The sequence below is a fragment of the Actinoplanes hulinensis genome (assembly GCF_019429605.1).
Taxonomy (GTDB): Bacteria; Actinomycetota; Actinomycetes; order Mycobacteriales; family Micromonosporaceae; genus Actinoplanes; species Actinoplanes campanulatus.
This window is the reverse complement of record NZ_JAHXZI010000021.1, coordinates 19849-39390: the sequence shown is the minus strand read 5'-3', so window position 1 is coordinate 39390 and position 19542 is coordinate 19849. Positions and strand designations below refer to the sequence as shown.

Here is a 19542-nt window from a genome sequence, read left to right as displayed (position 1 = left end):
AACAAAGCTCCTCACTGATTACGGTGCCGGTCCCGGCCGGCACCGCGCTGGATGCCCGCGCGCAGGGCGGTCAGACGGCTCCGGACCGCCTCCGGCGAGTCCGGGATCGCAGCGGACGGTTCCGGTCGCAGTGCCGGCGCAGGCTCGATCCGGGGTCGTTGTGCCCTCGGCGTACGGCGTCGCAGGCCGTTGACGGTGTGCCCGCCCTCGGCGGGCCGGCGGGGCGCGGGCACCATCGGCCGCTGGTCCAGGACCACGTAGTCGACCTCCACGGCGACCGGCCCCGGCTCCGGCGGTTGCAGGGAGGGCCAGTCGACGGGCGGTTCCGGAGCGGCGGTCACGGCGGAGGGCTCGGGTGCGGGCAGGGCCGCGGCCGGACTGACCGGCGCCGGCTCGTCGATGGCCGCGGCGCCGCCCAGCAGGCTCACCGGCAGCGACACCCGGGCCGTCACACCGGTCACCGCCGACCGGGCCAGCTGGACCTCGATGCCCATCTCGGCGGCCAGCCGGCCGACCACGTAGTGGCCGAGGAACCGGGCCGGCGCCGTGAGGAAGTCGCCCTCACCGCGTAGCCGCCGGTTGGCCCGCTCCAGCTCCTCCACGCTCATCCCGACGCCCTGGTCGCAGATGGCGATCAGATAGCCGTCGCCGACCAGCCGGCCGTGGATCTCCACGTCCAGGTCCGGCGGCGAGAACGACAGGCCGTTCTCGATCAGCTCGGCGAGCATGTGCGCCAGGCCGCTGGCCACCGACCCGGCCACCAGCGCCTCGTCCAGCCGGCGCAGCGACACCCGCCGGTACTCCTCCACCTCGGACACCGCGGCCCGGATCACGTCGGTCAGCGGCAGCGGCCGCGACCACTGCCGGGGGCTGGCCGCGCCGACCAGCACGAGCAGGCTCTCGGCGTTGCGGCGCATGCGGGTGGCCAGGTGGTCCAGTTCGAACAGGTTGGCCAGGCCGGTCGGGCTGGCCTCCTCCCGTTCCAGCTTGGTGATGAAGCCGAGTTGGCGGCGCAGCAGGTTCTGGTTGCGGCGGCCCAGGTTGGCCAGCGAGTCGGCGGAGGCCCGGCGCAGTTCGGCCTGCTCGGTGGCGAGCGCGTACGCCGTCGCCTGCACCCGCTCGAACGCGTCCGCGACCCGGCGCATCTCGGCGCTGGCACGGTCGGCGACCCGCACCGGCCCGGGCGGCCCGGTCGCCTCCCCGGCCGCGGTCCGGCGCACCGCCTCCGGCAGCCGCTCGCCGGCCAGCCGGTTCGCCTCGTCGGCGAGTTCGGCGAGCGGGCTGGAGACCGACTGCGCGGCGATCGTACCCAGATAGACGGCGATCCCGACGCAGACCAGGATCACCGCGGCGAGCCCGGCCAACCGCAGGTTGGCCTCGTCGAGGAGCACGGCGGCGCGGGCCCGCAGCGAGTCGCCGATGGTCTGCGCCAGCTTCGACATGTCGTCGAGGACGGTGGACATGGCGGCCCAGTAGCCCTGCGCGTCGACCCGCAGGGTCTGCCCGTCGCCGGAGCGCAGCGCTCGCGCCTCCAGTTGGGCCGCCCGCTGGGCCTGCGCCGTGCTGAACAGCCGGTCCTTGGCGGCGAGCGCTTCCGGGGTGGCGTACTCCTCGAACTCGGCGAGGGCGGCGTCCAGGTCGGCGCGCAGCCGCACGTACCGGAGGTATTCGCCCTCCTCGAACCCGCCGGCCGAGAACACCCCGTTGAGGTAGGCCCGCTGCTGTGCGCTCGCCTCCTTGGCCAGGTTGAGCATGGCCAGCGACTCGGAGCCGAGCCGCATGGTGGCGTCCGAGGCGTTGTCCAGCGCGAAGTAGACCTCGCGCAGCTCGTCGAGGACCTCGTTGTACTCCTCGAAGACCTCGCCCCGCTCGGCGCCGCCGCCGTCCACCTCCTCGCGGATCCCGGTCAGCGCGGTCGCCTGTTCGAGCGCCTCGGTCACCTGGCCGTCCAGGTCGCCGTCGTCGGCGATCAGCCGCCGGACCGAGCTGATCTGCGCGTCGACCCGTTGCCGTGCCGCCACGATCTCGGCACGGAAGCCCTCGTTGCCGGCGAGCAGCCCGAGCGTCACGCCCCGCTCGTTCTGCACCTCCTGGGAGATCGCCTGGACGGCCAGGTCCAGGGTGATCGCCCGGTCGGTACGCGCGGCCAGCCGGTAGGTGCCGAACTCCTCCACCACCACGACGCCGAGCAGCAACAGCATCGCCGCGACCGGAAAGGCCAGCATCCGGACGATGCGACCGCGGATCGTGTGCCCGCCCCGGCTCATGCCTCGCCCCGCTCCCGTGTAGACCTGCCGTGCCGCCGCACAGAATTGACGGACGTGCACATGGGGTCAACACCCCTAACGAGCGACGCTGTGCGTTTCTCCCGCTCCGGAGCGTGTCGGTGGAGGGCTGGTCCTACGAACGGGTGGCGCCCATCGGAGGCAGGACGAGCCCGTCGAGCATCGCCGCCGGCCCACCGCCGAACGAGGTGAGCCACCGCCGTGCCGGCTTCGGCAGCCGGGGCAGCAGACGGGTGGCCTGCGCGGTCAGCCACACCTGCGCCCGGTTGCGGGGCACGATCGCGCCGAGGACGGACGGGCCGATCCGCCGGCTGTGCCGCACCGGGCCGGCCAGCGCCGCCTCGTAACGCCGCAGCGCGCCGTCGACCGGGCCGGTGGCCAGTTCGGCGGCGAGCACGTAGGCCGCGGCCGCCGCCAGGCTGGTGCCGCCACCCACGGCCGGGCCGGGGCCGTACCCCGCGTCGCCGACGAGCGTGACCGGGCCGCGCGACCAGGAGTCCATCCGGATCTGCGAGATGTCGTCGAAGTAGAAGTCCCCGGCCGGGCCGAGATGCTCCAGCACCGCGGTCACCCGCGGCCCCAGCCGGTCCCCGATGAGGTCGCGCAGGATCCCCTTCTGGGCGTCCCGGTCGCGCCGGTCGTGCGGGATCTCCGCGGTACGCACGAGGAACAGCGCCCGGGACAGCCCCGGCACGAGCGTCGGGTAGACGGTGGCGGCCAGCCCCGGCGCGGTGAACGCCGCCACCGTCGGCCCGGTCCCGAGCACGTCGGGCAGTGTGTAGACGGCCAGGTAGGCGCCGAGGAACCGGCGGTACCGCTCCTCCGGCCCGAAGGCCAGCGCGCGCACCCCGGAGTGCAGCCCGTCGGCGCCCACCACCAGGTCGGCGTCGACGGTGTCCCCATCGGACAGCATCGCCGTGGCGCCGTCCAGCCGCTCGATCACCGTCCCGAACCGGTAGTCGACGTCGTCGCGGGTGACCTCGTGCAGCAGTCCGGCGAGGACGCCGCGCATGATCTCGATGTGCCGTCCGGAGACCCCGGCGGCCAGGTCGGCGGTGGCCAGGGTGATCGGCGCTCGCCTTTCCCGGAACAGGGTGATCGTGTCGTTGCGGGTACGTGCCTCGCGCACCCGGTCGAGCAGCCCCATCCGCTCGATCACGTCGACGGCCGGCCCGAACAGGTCGACCGCGTGCCCGCCGTCTCCGGCCCGCGCGTCGGCGGCCCTCTCGACGACGGTGACCCGCCATCCGTGCCGGCGCAGCCAGTAGGCGAGGACGGGCCCGGCGACGCTGGCGCCGGAGATCAGTGCGTGCACGGCGATCCCCCGATCGTTTGTTGACCTATCGGTAAGTAAACGACCGGATGGAAGGGAGGGTCAATGCTTACCTTCCGGTAAGTAGACTTCGGCACGTGCCACGCGCCAGGACCACCGAGACCGCCGACCGGATCCGCGCCGCCGCCCTGGAGCTGATCGCGGTCAAGGGCGTGCACCAGGTCAGCCTGCGGGAGATCGCCGAGCGGGTCGGCGTCACCAAACCCGCGCTCTACTACCACTTCGCGTCCCGCGACGACCTGGTCCGCAGCCTGGTCCAGCCGTTCATCGACGAGGTGGAGGCGGCGCTCGCCCCATTCGGGCCGGGCGCCGACCCGCGGGAACTGCTCGGCGCCTACTTCGACGCGACGTACCGGCACCGCGACGTCACCGCGATGATCATGCGCGACCCGAGCATCCTGGCGATGGTCGACCTGGCGTCCGCGGTCGGCGACTGGCGCCGCCGCATGGTGACCATGCTGACCGGTTCTGATCCCGCCCTCGCCGACGTGGTCCGCGTCCAGATGGCGATCGGCGGCCTCGGTGACTGCACGGTCGTCCTGCCCGGCGCCCCGGCCGCCCCACTGCGCGAGGCCGTCCTCGACGCGGCCTGCGACATGCTGCGCCGCTGATCACTCCTGGCAGAGCTGGCCCTCGGCGTCCAGCCCCAGCGCGGTGACCTTGCCATCGTCGATGGTGATGGAGTAGTGGGCCTTGCTGTTACCCGGCGTGTCGGCGATCCCATTACCCTCGGTCGCGCGGTCGTCGATGGTGAACACGAAATCCGGATAGGCCTTCTTCACCGCCGTGTACGTGCTCCCCAGCCGGATCCCCTCCGGCGTGCCGATACTGCCGTAGGCGTAGATGTTGGACAGACCCACCTCGTTCGGCGTGAAGGAGACGCCGCCCTTCCCGTTGCCGGCCTTGAACTCCGCGATACCGCAATTGTGCAGGTAATCCTCGACGTGGTAGCCGGTGATCATCCCGGTCGCCTGTGCCTCCTTCACGGTCATGCCCAGTCGCAGCTCCCCGAGCCCGCGCGGCCCCAGCACCAACGGCGCCGCCGAGGTCCGCGACGGCTTCGGCGAAGCCGACGACACCGACGGCGACGGCGACGGAGTTACGGATGGTGACGGAGAAGTAGCCCCGACACCGTCCGGAGCGGCGGCCCCGTCGAGCCGCTCCACGTCCTGCCCGCAGCCACCCACCACGAAAGCCGCGGCCACCATCACTGCGGCCAGCCCCACCTTGCGCATCTCACTCCCCGATTCCGTTCCCGCCCCATGTTGACATCAGGTGCGATGCGCGCCCACCCGCAAAGGTTCTGGACCGTCGGTAACGGAAAGATAACAACCCAAGGTCAACCCCGACTTTCCGGTACGGGACCGAGCGCCCGGCAACCGCACCATCCCCGAACCGCGGCTCCCCGCGACCGCCTGCCCACTCCGGGCCGCAGCGCGGCCACCGGGCTGATGCGGTGGCTGAGGGCCACCGACGGGCGCGGAAAGGGCACTCACACCCGCCGGGGCGGCTTCCAGACACCCTCGGGTTCTTCCGAGGGCTCATAGGATCCGGTCCCGCCCTTGGACCCCCGCGAGCCGGCCGTACCGTCCGTCGCCTCACCCGGCCAGACCGATTCCGATCCCCGCGGCACGCTGGGCCAGGGGCTGCCCTCTCCCCGGTGGCCATGGGGCCAGGGGCTGTCGACTTCCGCATAACCGCGGGGCCGGGCGCTGTCGCCTCCCGCGTGGCCGCGGGATCGGTCGTTCTGGTCGCCCGGCCGGCGGGTCTGGGGTGGTCGTCGGCTGCTGGGCCGGGCCTCCACCGGCTCGGTCGCCCGGGCCGGGCCGGCACCACTCGGAGGCGCGGCCCATGCGGGGCCGGGCCCAGCGGGAGCGCCGCGCCGGTCGGCGCTGGATTCCACCGGGGTCTGTCGCGGTTTGGCGGTGGGTTCTGCCGGGGTCTGTCGCCTGTCGACGGTGGGTTCTACCGGGGCCTGCCGGGGGTTGGCGGTGGGTTCTACGGGGGCCTGCGGCCGGGCAGCGGAGGGCTCTACCGGGTCCTGCGGCCGGGCAGCGGAGGGCTCTACCCGGGCCTGCCGTCGTTCGGCGGAGGCCTCTACCCGGGCCTGCCGTCGTTCGGCGGGTGACCGCGCCGGTGTGCCCACCCAGGGAGCGGCGGGTTCGGCGGGGCTGTACTGCCAACCGGTGGCCGCGGGTTCCCGAGCGGGGCCGGAATCCGCGGAGGTGGTCGGCCAGCCGGAAGAGGGTGCCGCAGCAGCCCGTTCGCGCCGGTTCCGGTCTTCGGAGGTTCGCGGGCCGGGTCGGTGGGACCTGGCCGTCGTCTCGGCCGGGCCGTGCGTCGCGGTGGCGGGTTCCCGCGGATCGGTAGCCGACATCCGCGGATCGTGCGCTCCTGGGATGCTTGGTTCCGGGATCGGTGCCGGCTGATCCTCGGACGGCCTCCACAGGTCGTCGGGGTCGGCGGTGTGCTGCCAGGCATCCTCGAGGCCGGTGCCGGCCGGGGCGGTCTCGGGCGGCCACGCGGACGGGATGCGGGGCGCGCGGGAGTGGTCGACGGCGACGAGCATCGCGCTTCCGGCCAGGTAGGCGAGGCTCAGGGTGAGGATCCAGGAGCCCACCGCCGGGAAGCCGCGGTCCAGGTCGAGGTAGCGGTACGGGGCGCTGTACTCCGCCAGCGGGAACAGGGCGCCGCGGGCGACCGTGACGGTTGAGTAGCCGAGGGGGTAGAGCATCCAGATCGGCAGGTCGCGCCAGCGGGTGGCGCCGTAGGGGCGGAACGCCAGCCAGTCGATCAGGACCATCAGCGGCAGGACGTAGTGCAGCAGGAAGAACGACCAGTTCGCGATCAGTGCGGTGGTGGCGGTGCCGAGGTGGTCGCCGGGGGCCTCGGTGTGGGCCAGGCCGGGCAGCGGGTTGTAGCCGCCGGTGAGGATCTGGAGCATCGCGGCGTCCAGGAGGATCCAGGACAGGATCGCGGTGCGCAGGCGAGGGGCGGGCGCCTCGGTCGTCGTACGGCGGGCCATCAGATGGAGGGCCACCGCGTAGTAGCCGATCACGAGGACCGCGCTCTGGGTCGTGTACTCCATGACGCGGTGGTGGTCGCCGTACAGGCCGGCCACCGCGACCAGGATGATCAGGACGCGCCAGAGGGCCTGCGGACTCGCGAGCGCCTTCATTCCGTCCCCTTTCGCGAATGGCCTTTCCTCCGGCTACGCCGGGGCGGCGGATCGGGTTCACCGAACGCTGTGCCACACCTGGACGTCGATTCGGGAGTTGGTCGCCGGTCGCCGGTCGCCGGTCGCCGGTCGCCGGTCGCCGGTCGCCGGTCGCCGGTCGCCGGTCGCCGGTCGCCGGTCGCCGGTCGGGTTCGCCGCGCTCGCGGTGACGAGCCACTGCTCGGCTGCGCCGCGACCGGAGCACGGGCCGGCGGGGAGCGTCCGTTTCATGGACCACATCGCAAAGCCCGGCGGGCGCGTCGCCGGCTGGAGTGGCACCCGGCTCGCGGGTCTGCTGGATCGGGTTCGCGTAGCCCGTACAAGAAAGAAGGAGATGGCGCCCACCCGCGGAGGGTGAGCGCCATCGGGGGGCTTTTCGTCAGATCTTGCCGACGCCCGCGCCGGCCACGACGGTGGCCTTGACCGTGTTGTTGGCCTGCGGGGTGTACGAGTAGGGGATCGCCGCGACGCTGGCGCCGTTGCGGACCTGCTCGGTGCCGGAGTTGACCTTGTAGTTGTTGAGCACCTTCAGGTTGCCCGGGTCGGAGTCGCCGGTCTGGGTGACCGTCGGGGTGCCGACGTTCTCGAAGTAGTTGCGCTCGACGTAGACGCCGGCGTTCTCGGTGGAGGCGACGCCGTAGGAGCCGATGTTGCTGTAGTAGTTGTTCAGCACGTGCACCGGGTTGGCGAAGCGGACTCGCGGGTGCCGCTGGCCGGTGCCCTCGAACCAGTTGTGCTTGTAGGTGACGCGCAGTTTCCCGGTGTCCTGGGAGGCGTTGTCGTCACTGTGGCCGAGCAGCATCGACTTGTCGTGGTTGTGCAGCCGGTTCCAGGAGACCGTGATGAAGTCCGAGCCGCGCTTGATGTCGATCAGGCCGTCGTAGCCGCTGGCCAGGTCGTTGTGGTCGATCCAGACGTTGGTGGTGCCCTCCTGCACGTTGATCGAGTCGTCGCCCGCGTTGCGGAACAGCAGGTTGCGGATGATCACGTTGCGGACGCTGGAGAGGTTGAGGCCGCCGCCGGTGATGCCGGAGCCGGAGCCCACTCCCAGGATCGTCTTGTTCGAGGCGACGCTGTACATGCCGGAGATGGTGATCAGCCCGGAGACCCGGACGGTCTGCGAGGTGCCGGAGCTGAGCGCCGACTTGAGGGCGGCCGCGGTGGTCACGGTGACCACGGTCGAGGACGAGCCGCCGGAGGTGCCGCCGTTCATGCTGGCGTAGCCGACGGGGCTGGACTCGGCGGCCCAGGCGGGGGCGGCCGGGCCGATGACGGCGAGGCCGCCCGTGGCCAGGACGCCGGCGGACAGTGCGGACAGGACGGTACGGCGTGACGGGGACATGGGGGGTTCCTCCGTTGGGGGACGGATGGCGGCGCCGCCCGGGGGTAGGCGGCGGTGACTCGCGGTCCGGTCGGTGGTCCGGGCCGCAAGCTGCGGGTAAGCGCTTTCCTCGGCTGACGGTAAGCGCTGCAATCGAAAGATGTCAATGGATTAGACCGCACGAAAGGTTGATCAACCTGGGGATCTTGCCGCATGTCGGGCGATGGCCACGTACGTTCCGATGACGGGGCGGAACCGGCACGTCATTGAAACTGAGCTATATAGATCATAGTCTTCCCCCTAATGTGGACCGGCCTTCCGACCGGAGCGCCGGTCCCCCGCCACGAGGGGGAGCCTTGGATACACCAAAGACCTCACTGAGCCGCCGCCGGATGCTCACCATCGCCATGGGCGGCGCGGCCACCGTCGCGCTGCCGGCCCCGGCCTGGGCGGTCACCGACCAGCGCCCGGGAGCGGTCCGCCCACCGACGCTGACCGGTGGCGATCACCAGGTGGCGAAGCGCGTCTCCGCCGAACGTGCGCTCCAGCACCTCAAGGTGCTGTCCCTCGGCATCGGCCCGCGCATCGGCGGCACCCGCTCCGAGAAGATCGCGGCCGACTACATCGCCGGGGTGCTCGACCTGCTCGGCTACCACGTGACGTTGCAGCCGTTCCCGGTGGCCGACAAGTTCCTCGCCCAGCTCGACTCGCCCCGCGGCCTGCCGAAGGACCTCATCTGGCAGGCCGGCGCCTCCCCGCACGCCGCGCTCGACACCCGGGTCCGCGGCGAGGTGGTGGACGTGAAGGCCGGCACCGCCGCCGACTACCCGGCCGACGTCACCGGCAAGATCGTGCTGGTCGACTACACGCTCGCCGATCGCGAGACACAGGTCGCCACCGCCGTCGCCCAGGGCGCCGCGGCCGTCATCTTCCTCCCCGTCGACCTGGTCGAACCGCGCCGCGCGTCGGCGTTCAGCCCCCAACTGCCCGGCCTCGCGGAGAACCCGGCGCCGATCCCGGTCGTCGGCGTCGCCCAGGCGCAGAAGCACCGGCTCCGGGAACTGCTCGCCGCCGGCCGCCTCAAACTGACCGTCAAGACCACCGCACACCGCGGCCTCACCTCGCACAACGTGATCGCCGACAGCCGCCGTACGACCACCGGCAAGGTGGTCATGGTCAGCGCCCACTACGACTCGGTGATCGGGTCGCCGGGCGCCAACGACGACGGGTCCGGCACCGTGCTCAACCTGGAACTGGCGAGGGCGCTGCGCGGACTGCGCACCGAGGCGTCGCTGCGGTTCGCGCTGTGGGGCTCCGAGGAGCAGGGCCTGATCGGCTCCCGCTACTACGTGGCCCAGCTGCCGCAGGAGGAACGCGACCGGATCGTCTGCGTCTACCAGAACGACATGGTCGCCACCAGCTGGGACCCGGCCACCCGGTACTGGCTGCTGTCCTTCACCGGGCTCGCGAACCGGGCCACCGACGAGGTCACCGCGGCCGCCGTGCGGCTCGGCTACGACCCGCGGATCTCCCCGGTCACCCTGCGCGGGGCCAGCGACCACCAGTCGTTCCAGGAGGTCGGCATCGCGGCGGCCAACTTCTCCTGGCGTGGCGAGGCGTCGCCGGCGCTGCTCGAACCGCCCTACCACAGCCCGGAGGACACCATCGCCAAGAACATCAGCCTGGAGCGGTTGCAGGTGTCGCTCGAGCTGATCGGGTCGGCGGCGTACGCCACCGCGCTCAAGCCCTGACGGTTGCCCGGCCCGGCGGCCGGCCATCGCTTGCCGCCTTCATCTCCCCGCCGGGGCAGCCGGCCGTCGCGAGATGGCGGCTGCCCCGGCGGATTCCGCACTACCTGCTAGTACGATGCGCCGGTGATCCAGGACGTGAAGGAGCCCTCGTGGGGCGAGGCGGCTACGGCGCGGTTGGAGCGGGTGAGCTCGCCGGCCGGGCCTGATCTGGTGCTGTGGCTGCACCGGGGACTGAGCCTCGCCGCGGTGATGGGCCTGGTGGTCGCCACCCGCGCGTTCTGGCAGGCGCATGCTCTGGCACGTCCGTGGCTGGCGCTGCTGATCACCGGTTGCTATCTGGCGATGCTGGTCTTCGCGGTGATCACGCTGTGCGCGGGGCAGCGGCGGACGCTGGCCCGGCTCGACATCGGCGTCCTGGTGACCGCGATCACGATCAAGTCGGTCGCCGCGTGGGCCGGTGTCACCGGGCTGAAGAAGCTGACGGTCGACGAGGGCATGCTGATGGACGCGGCGGCCCGCGGGCTGGCCGACGGCCGTAACCCGTACACGGCGACGTGGAAGGGCATCGAGCCCAGCCTGCCGACACAGCTGATGGACGGGCGGACCGTCTTCGACTTCGGCTACCCGCCGCTCGGTGTCGAGATCGGCGCCGTCGTGCAGAAGATCTTCCCGAACCTGGTCGGCATCGTGCTCGTCGCGTGGCTGGCGCTGCTCGCGACGGTGCTGTTCATCTTCTTCGTGGCGCCGCGGCCGCTGCGGCCGCTCGCCACGCTCGGGGTGCTCGGGCTGGGCACGTTCACGGCCTATGCGGACAACGCCTACCCGTCGGTGATCGCCCTGCCGTTCCTGTGCCTGGCCCTGTGGAGCTGGCCGTCGATCGGCCGCGACGGCCGCCTCGGCCGGTTCGGCCTCGGCCGCGCCGCGGCCCTCGGCGCGGCCTGTTCGATCCATCAGCTGGGCTGGTTCCTCGCGCTGTTCCTGGTGGTCGGCCTGATCATGCTGCGGCTGCCCACGCTGCGGCTGCGCGGCACCTTCCTGTTGCTTCTGCGGTACGGGGGGACAGCGCTCGCCGTGTTCGCCCTGTCCAGCCTGCCGTTCGCGATCAAGACGCCGCACGCGTGGCTGACCGGGGTGTTCGAGCCGCTGTTGCAGCACGCCGTCCCGCACGGCCAGGGCCTGGCGGGTATCACCCACTACATCGTCGGCGGCAGTGGCGGCCTGGACTTCTACGGCCGCGCCACGCAGCTGCTGCTGGCGGCGCTGCTGGTCACGTTCGCGTTGTTCCTGCGCAGGATCGGCCCGGCGATCGCCGTGCTCCCGTGGGTGATCTTCATGGTGTCGACCCGCTCCCAGGACGGGTACTGGCTGCTCACCATGCCCCTGTGGCTGGTCGCCCTGGTCACCACGTCGCGTGCCGACTTCGCCGACGCCTACCAACTCCGCCTCCCGTCCTCGGTACGTGCCCGCGCCGCCGTGACGGCCGCCCTGTTCCTGCCCGCCGCGGCGTGTTTCGTGATCGCCGTGGCCACCCCGCAGCCGCTGACCTTCCGGGTGCAGACGCCGGTCGTGGCGGGGGAGACGTTGAACGCGCTCACGGTCGATGTCACGAACCGTTCCTCCGCCCCGGTGACCCCGCACTTCTCGGTGGTGACCGGGGTGACGATCGCCGACTTCTGGAAGATCCAGACCGGCCCGGAAACGCTGCCGGCCGGAGCGACCGCCACCTACACCCTGGCCCCGTCGAAGAAGGACAAGGCCGTCAAGATCCCCCCGGTCGAGCCCGCCTTCCTCCGCGCTGTCTCCGACGAGCCGCAGACCTTGAGCAGCACCCGCCTGACCAAGTAGCCCGACCGCTCCCGCGCTCCGGCTCCCGCGCTCCGGCTCCCGCGCTCCGGCTCCCGCCGGCGGCGCGGGCGTCGAGGCCGCAATCGATCGTGCCGGGCCGGCCGGGGGTGTCAGGTCAGGAGCGAGTGGACGTCGCGGACCACCTCCGAGACGCCGACCGGATCAAGTGCGGTCAGGTCGCCGCTGATGGCGGTCAGGCTCTGTGGCAGGTCCGGCTCCTGCCAGTGGTAGCCCGGCCCGAACACCAGCTCGATCGTGACGCCACCGGGCCAGTCGCGCAGCAGCGAGCCGTGGCCGTGGCCGAAACGCCAGCCGCGGGCGGTCAGCGCGTAGATCCGGCGGCTCTCGACCGTGCTGCCGACAGCGGCGTCCACATCCAGGTCGCCGAGCGTGAACAGTTCCCGGCCGACCTGCGGGAACGGCTGGATGATCGCGTAATCGGCGAAGATCTCCGCCCAGCCCGCCCCGTCGGCGCCGAAGTGCCACGGATGCGCCACGCCGACGGTCGCGGCCGGATCGAGGGTCCACGTCTTGTCATCGATGTCGGCGAAGGTGCGGTCCTCAGCCGCACGGAAGGTGGCCGCCACCCGGCCCTGCCCGTCGAAGGCCGCCCACACCAGGCGGCGGGTGAGCTGCCAGTGCAGCGGGTGGTCGACGAAGAGCCTGCGGAAGTCGGCGCCGGTCCAGCGACGGCCCATCGCCATCGCCTCCTCAAGAGCGCGGGCACGCTCGCCGGCGATGGTCCGCAAGTCCTTCCTCAACTCGGTGAACCGGCGCTGGGCGGCGGCCGCGAGCTCCGCATCGTCGGCGGCTGCTGGGCGTGGCAGCCGGGTCAGCCGCCTGCCGTGGGCGTCGGTGACGGACGGCTGGAACTGCTCGTCGAAGCCGACGGTGAACCGGCGCGGCCCGTAGTCGAGGACGGCGCGACCCTCCGCGTCGAGACCCAGGCCGGGCACTGTCCGGTCGGCCAGTTCCTCGGGCCGCAGCCCACGGGCGGCGGCCACCTTGTCGAGGTGCTCCGCGGCGAACCTGCGGAAACCCTTGCTCTTCGCCTTGCGCGCCAGCCGGTCGAGTTGGGTGAGCGCCGTGTCGGTGCCGATCGCGGCGATCACCGCCATGCCGGTACGGACCCGCATGGTGGCGCCCGTCCACTCCGCGAAGTGCGCCACCAGCGGCGCCACGATGTCGTCGTCACCCAGCACGGCGAGCGCCACCATCACCATGTTGCTCCGTGCCGGGTACTGAGCGGCCTTCCACTGCTCGAAGATCGCCCACGCGAACGCGGCCAGGGAGTCCCGTTCGCACGCCGCGCGGACCTCGGTGATCCCGGGATGCGCCGCGGCGATCTTCGACGCGGCGACCAGCCCGCACAGATTGCGCACCGCGTCGGGGGAGAGCTGCCCGCCGCCATCGCGCAACGTCACGATGGGCAGGATCGGCAGAACCAGCCACTCCGGCAGGCCCGTCGCCCGCATCGGCCTGCCGTCAGCACGGCGCGGCGGCTCCGCCAGCACGTGCGGTGTCACGGTCGACCCCGCCACAAGCATCGGACCGCTCGTCGCCGGGCTGCTCGTCACCTGGCCGCTCGTCGCCGGGCTGCCTGAGCCCGGGCTGCCCGATGTCGCCGGACCGCCGGAGGTCGCTGGACCACTCGTCGCCGGACCGCCGGAGGTCGCCGGGCCGGTGACGGGGGTGATCGTGGTGGCGGCCGGCAGCCGCGCCGGGCCGGTGATCGCCTCCACCCGGGCGCGGGCCTCGTCGTCGAGGTCGGGAAGTGTCGCCACGACCGCCTGCGGATAGGCGAGCACATGGTTGTGCAGCAGTTCGGCGACGGTCTCGTCGGCTGCCTTGGCCGCCAGCACCCGCAGCGCCAACCCCGGGTCCCGCTTGGCGGCGGTGAGCAGCGCGGGCCGGAAGTGTCTCCGCTCGACCCGGTCGACGATCCGGCCCAGAGCCTCCTCGGTCGGGATCGCGGCCAGCGTGCTGATCACCTTCTTCAGCTCATCGGAGCTGTCGAGGTCGGGCCGGTCCCACCGCTCGTGGTTGTCGAGCAGCTCCGCCCAGGCCGCCCCGATGCCCGCCCCATCGGTGGCCACGATCTCTTCGGCGCGGGCCCGTGCGGCGGGTGGAAGCGAACCGGCGACGGCCGGCAGCAGCCGTGGTTCGGTGAGCAGGTGGAATCCGAGGATGCCGGTGAACACCGGATGCCCCTCCTCGGCCTCCAACTCGGCGAGAACCCGCAGCGCCCGCATGGGGAACCGCGTCAGCACCTTGGTCCTCAGCGCCAGGCCCGGCCGTGGCTTCAAGGTCACGACCTCCCGGAAGACCATCCGGATGGCGTCATCGGAAGGCACCTCGGCGAGCAGACGAACCGCGTCCGGGTGGAGCCGCTCCCGGTTGATCCACCCGTCCTCGTGGAGACGCAGCAGTTTGCGATAGAACGGATCGCCGAGCAGGACGACGACAGCGGCGGGCCCGACCGCGTCCAGCACCGTGCCGACCACACTGTGGTCCTTGTAGCCGTGGAAGCGGCCGGCCAGGGCGCCGCTGAGCAGGGCCAACTGGTCGAGCGTGCCGACGGCCAGGAGCAGGAGGTCGGACAGGTACCGGTGATCGCCCCAGCTGAACTCCTCACCGCGGTCCGGTGCACCGGGCCAGCCCGCGGCGGCCGCCGCGCAGTCCTCCTCCACCCAGGCGGTCTGTGTGGGCACCAGGTAGGACGTCACGATCCGCCCGACAGGGGAGGTCCGGCACCCGGAGAGGAGCCGGCAGGCCTCCTCGTAGTCGCTGTCGGTCGCGGTCGCCAGCTGTGCCCGCAGGACGCGCGCCACCCGTGCGAGGTCATGCAGGTCCTCGCCGCGCCACAGCCGTTCGTAGGTCTTCTCCGGGGCCGGGTCGATCGCCCACAGCGCGCCGTCGGCGACCAGCCGTGTCATCTCCCCGGCGGCCCGAACCGCGAACACGAGCCCGAACCGGGACACCCACGCGTGCACGAGCCGCTCGCCCATCTCGTAGATCGTCGGGCGAGTGAGCAGGGCGGCCGCCGCGGCCGCGCGTGGATCCGGCTCGCCACCGGGACCGCCGGGGGTGCGCCAGCCGTCCAGATGTGCCTCGCCGGCCGCGAGCAGCTCCGCGTCGTAGAGCACCGCCCGGTCGCGGACCCGTTGCAGCGCCTGCACCACGTCGGGGCTCGCCAGTGAGGCGCGTAACCGGTCGACCGCGTCGCCGGGAATCTCGTGACCGGGAACGGCCGGCCCACCCCGGCGTGGGCGCAGCTCCCGGCGCCACGCCTCGGGCAGCGCCCAGGCGTCCTCATCGGGCATGACGAACCTACGCATCGCGAATCCTCTCCCAGATCCGTCTCCGGTGCCGCGAAGGTTAGCCGCCCGGTACGACAGGAACGGGCGTTGTCCACAGGCGGCAAAACGGTTGGCAGCGGCGACTCGGGCCGTGCAATGATCGGCGCCTGGGTCGCTAGCTCAACTGGCTAGAGCATTCGGCTTCATAGCGTGCCGGCTTTCCGTCCTGTGCGGTCATGGGCACGCTTCCTTCTCTCTCGGGATCGAAGGGTTCGGGGTTCGAGTCCCCGGCGACCCACTGTCACGCAGTTGTAGGCCGCCGGTCTCCGGCGTCCGGTCTGCTGCCCTGTCGAGGGCCACCACCAGCGGAACGGAGGGCCGCATGCTCGAGAAGCTGATCATCCAGAAGACCCTGCGCGTGCCGGCGAGCACCGGCACGGCAGGCGACGGGTCGGGCGTCGCCCGGCAGCTGGACGCGGCACTGCTGGATGTCGGGTTCGCCGCGTCGCGCGACCTGCTCGACCACCTCGGCGCCCTGGCGCCCGGCCCAGCGATGGACCTCGCTGCCACGGTCGTGTCCGCGGTCCGTGAGCTGGTCGGCGACCACGTGCGGCACAACCCCTACTTCATCGGCTTCCCGGAGGGCGTGCCGGACACGATCGAGTTCTGGGCCGAGCGGCTGCGGGCCGCCGTCCTCACCGGCGGTGGCACGGCGACCGGCGAGCAGCTGCGCGACGTGGTCCGCGCCGGTGGCATCAACCTGCTCGATCTCCCCGGCTACGGCGCCTGTCAGCACACGTGGGCGGACATGCTCGCCCTCCACGACGACCTGATCGCCGGCGCCGGCGACCGGGTCACCCTGCTGCGGCTCGGCGACACCGCCGAGGTCGAGGCGGAGCGGCTCTACCTCGCGCTGGCCGGCGGCACGACCCCGCTCGGCGAGGCCGACCTGTCGATCCTCGGTGAGCTCGCGTCCGCCTGTGCGGACGCCGCCCAGCCGGCCGAGATCCCGGTGCGGGAGAACCGTGCGGTGCTCAACGGGGTTCGGCTCTCCCTCGGCCGGCCACTGGCCGGTGTGGACAGCACGACCGATGTGCTGCGCCTGGCCTGCCACGTGTCCGGTGGAGACGTCTCGCTCGCGACCGCCACCCGGTTCCGGTCCTTCCGGCGCCCGGAGCGGCGGGTCCTGCTGGCCGCGCTCGACCAGGTCGTCGCCGCGAGCCCGGCCAAGCTGGGCGACATCGGCCGCTACGCCGAGCGGTGGAAGCGGCTGGGGGAACGGCTGCACCCGCATGAGTACGAGCAGTGGCCGCACGCCCGTGAGGTGTTCGCCGTCGCGCGCGGCGAGCGCAAGGTGCGCAATCTCGCCGGGCGTGCCGAGTCGGCGATCCAGGCCGGGGCCGTCGTTTCGGCGGCGTCGGTCCTGTCGTCCGCGCCGGGTCTGCTGCTGCGTTCCGCCGACCGGCTGCTGCGTCTGGCGCCGCGGGCGGAACGCGCCGCCGTGGTCGAGGCCGTCACCGGTGCGTTCGGTTCGGCGTCGGCCCGGGTGCTGTGCTCGCTGCGTGAGCATGTCGGCAACCGGCTGACGCCGGCGTCGGCCCGGATGTACGCGAGCCGGTCGCGCAGCGCGTGGGTCGGGCCGGACCGGCGGGCACCGCTGCCGGCCGACCTGGTGACGGAACTGTCCGCGCTGCTCGACGCGGAGATCGGTGCTCGGCTGCCGGTGTGGGAGCGGCCGCTCGTGGTCGACCCGGAGGTGCTCGACGTCGCCCTGCCGCTGTCCGGCAAGGCGTCGGAGGGCGGCTTCGCGGTGCTGCCCCGGGGCTCTCGGGCGACGGTCTCCGGTGAGCTGCTGCGGTTCTTCATGTACTGGCGGCAGGACAGCCGGCGCACCGACTACGACCTGTCGGTCCAGTTGCTCGACGACGACTTCCAGACCGCGGGCCAGGTCTCCTGGACGAACTACCGCCACGACGGGGTGGTGCACTCCGGTGACCTCACCGAGGCGGCGAACGGTGCGACCGAGTTCATCGACGTGCCGCTGAGCATCGCCGGGCGGTATGTGGTTCCCCAGGTCAACATCTATGCGGGGGAGTCGTTCGACGAGGTCGCCGAGTCGATGTTCGGCTACCAGAGCCGGTCGCCGGAGCAGCGGGGCGCCCCGTTCGACGCGCGGACCGTGCGGTCGCGTTCGCAGATGCGCGGCAAGGGCCGGATCGCGCTGCCGGTGGTGTTCGTCAAGTCCGGGCAGGGGTGGCAGGCGGTGTGGCTGCACCTCTACCTGCGGGGCTGGCCGTCGTTCAACCGCGTGGAGGAGAACACGTTCACCACTGCCCACCGGGTGCGGGCGCTCATGGAGCGGCGTTACCTCACCATGTCCTACCTCGTCGACCGTTGGCGCGAGCGGACCGAGGTGACCCTGTGGGACGGCACGCCACCGGACGAGCCGGTCACCTTCATCGGCATCCACGCGCCCGAGGGCCTGCCGGCCGGCTCGGAGGTGTACACCCTGGACCGGCTCGCCGAGCTGATCCCCGCGTAACGACGACAGCCGAGGTCATGCGAGCGCTTCCTCCTACTTCCGTTCGATTCGGGTGTCCCCGCGCAAGCGGGGATCCTGGCAGATAGCGCTCGCGCCCTCCTCGGCCCAGCCCGGGTGGGTGCACACGCCGCACCTGGCGTGTGCACCCGCTGCGGCCCTCGGCCAACCCAGTGCACACACCAGGATGATCGTGTGCGCCGGTGGATTCGGCCGGGTCGGGGCGCACGCTGCGGGCGGGCTCGCCGGGTCGGTGCGCATGTAGCGCTGAGGGGGATTACGTGGTCGGCCGGGCGGCTCTGTGCGGCGGAGCGTCGGGCTGGGGTGCGGCGTCAGCCGCTGGGGTGAGGGTGAGTGGGCACGCAGGCCGTTCTCCCCGGGAGGGGCGCGGGGTGACCAGGCAGCCAGGTGGGCATATGGGCTTGATCCTTATCGGTCGGTGCCGAGGGCGGCGGCCGCGTCCTGGCGGTAGGTGCGCTGGCCGCGGAAGACGATCAGGCTGCCGATGACCAGGGGGAGGAGGACGACGGTGTAGGCCAAGCGCAGTGAGCCGCTGGCGTCGGAGGCCAGGCCGATCAGCCATGGGCCGAGGGCGCCGCCGAGGGTGACCAGCATCTGGAGCACGGCGAAGCCGAGGCCGCGGCGATGTGCGGCGACGACGTCGGCGTTGGCGGCGGTCAGGTTGGCGATGGCGGCGGCGAAGCCGACGTTGGCGAGGGTGAAGCAGATCGCTTGCGGTGCGAGGACCGGGACGCTGACGGCGCCGGCGAGGAAGGCCGTTCCGAACAGCAGTGACCAGCCGCCGATGGCGACCCGATGTCCGTGGTGGCGGTCGCCGAGCCAGCTTCCGGTGAGGATGCCGGCGACGATGCCGACCAGGCCGGCGCCGCCGCCGATGGCCGCCGCGGAGGCTTCGGGCAGGGCGAATTCGCGGGCGTAGAACGACGGCATCCAGAAGAACAGGCCGCCCAGGCCGAAGAAGAGGATGCTCAGGCCGGTGATCACCGAGCGCAGCGTGCGGATGCGGAGCAGAGCGGCCAGTTGGATCCGCATCGGCGCGGTCGGAGCGGATGGAATCGGGGCCGCTGGATCGGTTGAAGTCGTGGCGGCTGGAGGGGATGGAATCGGGGCGGCTGGATCGGTTGAAGTCGTGGCGGCTGGAGGGGATAGAATCGGGGCGGCTGGAGCGGATGAGGGCTGCTCGGTGGAGCTGTCGGTGTACCAGCGGGATAGCTGGTCGCCGACGCCGCGGGCCGGTTCGCGGACGGTGAGCACGAGGGCGGCGATGAGGATGCCGGGGACGGCTACCAGGAAGAAGCCGGTGCGCCAGCCGACGGTCTGGGCGAGCGCGCCGCCGGCGATGACGCCGATGGGCAGGCCGGCGAAGTAGGCCATGCGTTCGTAGCCGTAGGCGCGGGCCCGGCCGGGGCCGGGGTAGAGGTCGCCGAGCAGGCTGGACGACGGCGGGTTGTAGAGCTGGCCGGCCGCGCCGAGCAGCACCCGGACCGCGAAGAGGGCGGCGTAGGAGCCGGCCAGGCCGGTGCCGATGGTGAGCAGCGCCCAGACGGCGACGATCGCGGAGACGGTCCAGGTGCGTTTGCCGGTGTCGGCGAGCTTTCCGGCGGGCAGCAGCAGGATGATCGCGGCGATCGCGCCGGCGGTGGCGATCGCGCCGCCCTCGCTGTCGCTGAAGCCGAACTCCTTCTGGATCGTCGGGAGCGCGCCGGCCAGCAGGTTGTATTCGACTCGGTCGATGGCGGCGACGAGGGCGATGCAGATGGCGGGCCACCATCCGAAGGGCGCCGCGGCGCCGCGGCGCACGCTGACCGGCGGGCGCCCGGGGTAGGCCGGCACCTGCCTGATCTGCTCGGATTCGTCGTTGAGGTTCACGGTTGTCCGCCTGGCTCGGCCGATCATGCGGGCACCCTACCGTCGGGAAACGGCGTTCCGCT

At 72.2% G+C, this 19542-nt stretch carries 12 protein-coding genes and 1 tRNA gene; 5 read left to right on the top strand and 8 right to left on the bottom strand.

From position 1 onward, the window contains the following. Positions 1–11 precede the first annotated feature (11 nt). Together KZ829_RS33315 and KZ829_RS33310 are read right to left on the bottom strand one after the other, a co-directional pair. Positions 12–2225 carry a nitrate- and nitrite sensing domain-containing protein gene (locus KZ829_RS33315; protein WP_246636702.1) on the bottom strand — a complete coding sequence of 738 codons (2214 nt, stop codon included), beginning with the start codon at positions 2223–2225 and terminating at the stop codon, positions 12–14. Positions 2226–2400: 175 nt separating this feature from the next. Then, positions 2401–3600 carry an FAD-dependent monooxygenase gene (locus KZ829_RS33310; protein ID WP_220147812.1) on the bottom strand — a complete coding sequence of 400 codons (1200 nt, stop codon included), beginning with the start codon at positions 3598–3600 and terminating at the stop codon, positions 2401–2403. 95 nt (positions 3601–3695) lie between these two features. On the opposite strand from KZ829_RS33310, the gene KZ829_RS33305 reads away from it, so the two are divergent. Further along, complete coding sequence (locus KZ829_RS33305; RefSeq protein WP_220147811.1) at positions 3696–4229, top strand: TetR/AcrR family transcriptional regulator; 534 nt, start codon at positions 3696–3698, stop codon at positions 4227–4229. On the opposite strand, the gene KZ829_RS33300 is transcribed toward KZ829_RS33305, so the two are convergent. From KZ829_RS33300 to KZ829_RS33285, 4 genes are all read right to left on the bottom strand, one after another. Then, on the bottom strand, positions 4230–4853 hold the full coding sequence (locus KZ829_RS33300) for a hypothetical protein (protein WP_220147810.1): 624 nt from the start codon (positions 4851–4853) through the stop codon (positions 4230–4232). 257 nt (positions 4854–5110) lie between these two features. Beyond that, positions 5111–6796, bottom strand: a complete 1686-nt coding sequence (locus KZ829_RS33295; protein WP_220147809.1) for a Pr6Pr family membrane protein — start codon at positions 6794–6796, stop codon at positions 5111–5113. A 57-nt stretch (positions 6797–6853) separates the two neighbouring features. Then, a complete protein-coding gene (locus KZ829_RS33290; protein ID WP_220147808.1) occupies positions 6854–7066 on the bottom strand; it encodes a hypothetical protein in 213 nt (70 codons plus the stop codon). Between the two features lie 148 nt (positions 7067–7214). Then, complete coding sequence (locus tag KZ829_RS33285) at positions 7215–8177, bottom strand: pectate lyase family protein (RefSeq protein WP_220147807.1); 963 nt, start codon at positions 8175–8177, stop codon at positions 7215–7217. Between the two features lie 335 nt (positions 8178–8512). On the opposite strand from KZ829_RS33285, the gene KZ829_RS33280 reads away from it, so the two are divergent. Further along, positions 8513–9907, top strand: a complete 1395-nt coding sequence (locus tag KZ829_RS33280) for a M28 family peptidase (RefSeq protein WP_246636700.1) — start codon at positions 8513–8515, stop codon at positions 9905–9907. 123 nt (positions 9908–10030) lie between these two features. Beyond that, a complete protein-coding gene (locus tag KZ829_RS33275) occupies positions 10031–11752 on the top strand; it encodes a hypothetical protein (protein ID WP_220147806.1) in 1722 nt (573 codons plus the stop codon). Between the two features lie 110 nt (positions 11753–11862). On the opposite strand, the gene KZ829_RS33270 is transcribed toward KZ829_RS33275, so the two are convergent. Then, positions 11863–15090 carry a DUF4132 domain-containing protein gene (locus tag KZ829_RS33270; RefSeq protein WP_220147805.1) on the bottom strand — a complete coding sequence of 1076 codons (3228 nt, stop codon included), beginning with the start codon at positions 15088–15090 and terminating at the stop codon, positions 11863–11865. Positions 15091–15220: 130 nt separating this feature from the next. On the opposite strand from KZ829_RS33270, the gene KZ829_RS33265 reads away from it, so the two are divergent. Together KZ829_RS33265 and KZ829_RS33260 are read left to right on the top strand one after the other, a co-directional pair. Next, positions 15221–15349, top strand: a tRNA-OTHER gene (locus tag KZ829_RS33265). Between the two features lie 84 nt (positions 15350–15433). Beyond that, complete coding sequence (locus KZ829_RS33260) at positions 15434–17593, top strand: TerD family protein (protein ID WP_220147804.1); 2160 nt, start codon at positions 15434–15436, stop codon at positions 17591–17593. Between the two features lie 426 nt (positions 17594–18019). Here KZ829_RS33260 and KZ829_RS33255 read toward each other — a convergent pair whose 3' ends face one another. Then, complete coding sequence (locus KZ829_RS33255) at positions 18020–19507, bottom strand: MFS transporter (RefSeq protein WP_220147803.1); 1488 nt, start codon at positions 19505–19507, stop codon at positions 18020–18022. Between the last annotated feature and the right edge of the window lie 35 nt (positions 19508–19542).

Excerpts from the sequence above, each read along its gene's own strand:
- KZ829_RS33315 (WP_246636702.1), bottom strand. The coding sequence starts at position 2,225 with ATGCTGGCCTTTCCGGTCGCGGCGATGCTGTTGCTGCTCGGCGTCGTG.
- KZ829_RS33300 (WP_220147810.1), bottom strand. The coding sequence starts at position 4,853 with ATGCGCAAGGTGGGGCTGGCCGCAGTGATGGTGGCCGCGGCTTTCGTG.
- KZ829_RS33295 (WP_220147809.1), bottom strand. The coding sequence starts at position 6,796 with ATGAAGGCGCTCGCGAGTCCGCAGGCCCTCTGGCGCGTCCTGATCATC.
- KZ829_RS33290 (WP_220147808.1), bottom strand. The coding sequence starts at position 7,066 with ATGAAACGGACGCTCCCCGCCGGCCCGTGCTCCGGTCGCGGCGCAGCC.
- KZ829_RS33285 (WP_220147807.1), bottom strand. The coding sequence starts at position 8,177 with ATGTCCCCGTCACGCCGTACCGTCCTGTCCGCACTGTCCGCCGGCGTC.
- KZ829_RS33270 (WP_220147805.1), bottom strand. The coding sequence starts at position 15,090 with ATGCGTAGGTTCGTCATGCCCGATGAGGACGCCTGGGCGCTGCCCGAG.
- KZ829_RS33260 (WP_220147804.1), top strand. The coding sequence starts at position 15,434 with ATGCTCGAGAAGCTGATCATCCAGAAGACCCTGCGCGTGCCGGCGAGC.
- KZ829_RS33255 (WP_220147803.1), bottom strand. The coding sequence starts at position 19,507 with ATGATCGGCCGAGCCAGGCGGACAACCGTGAACCTCAACGACGAATCC.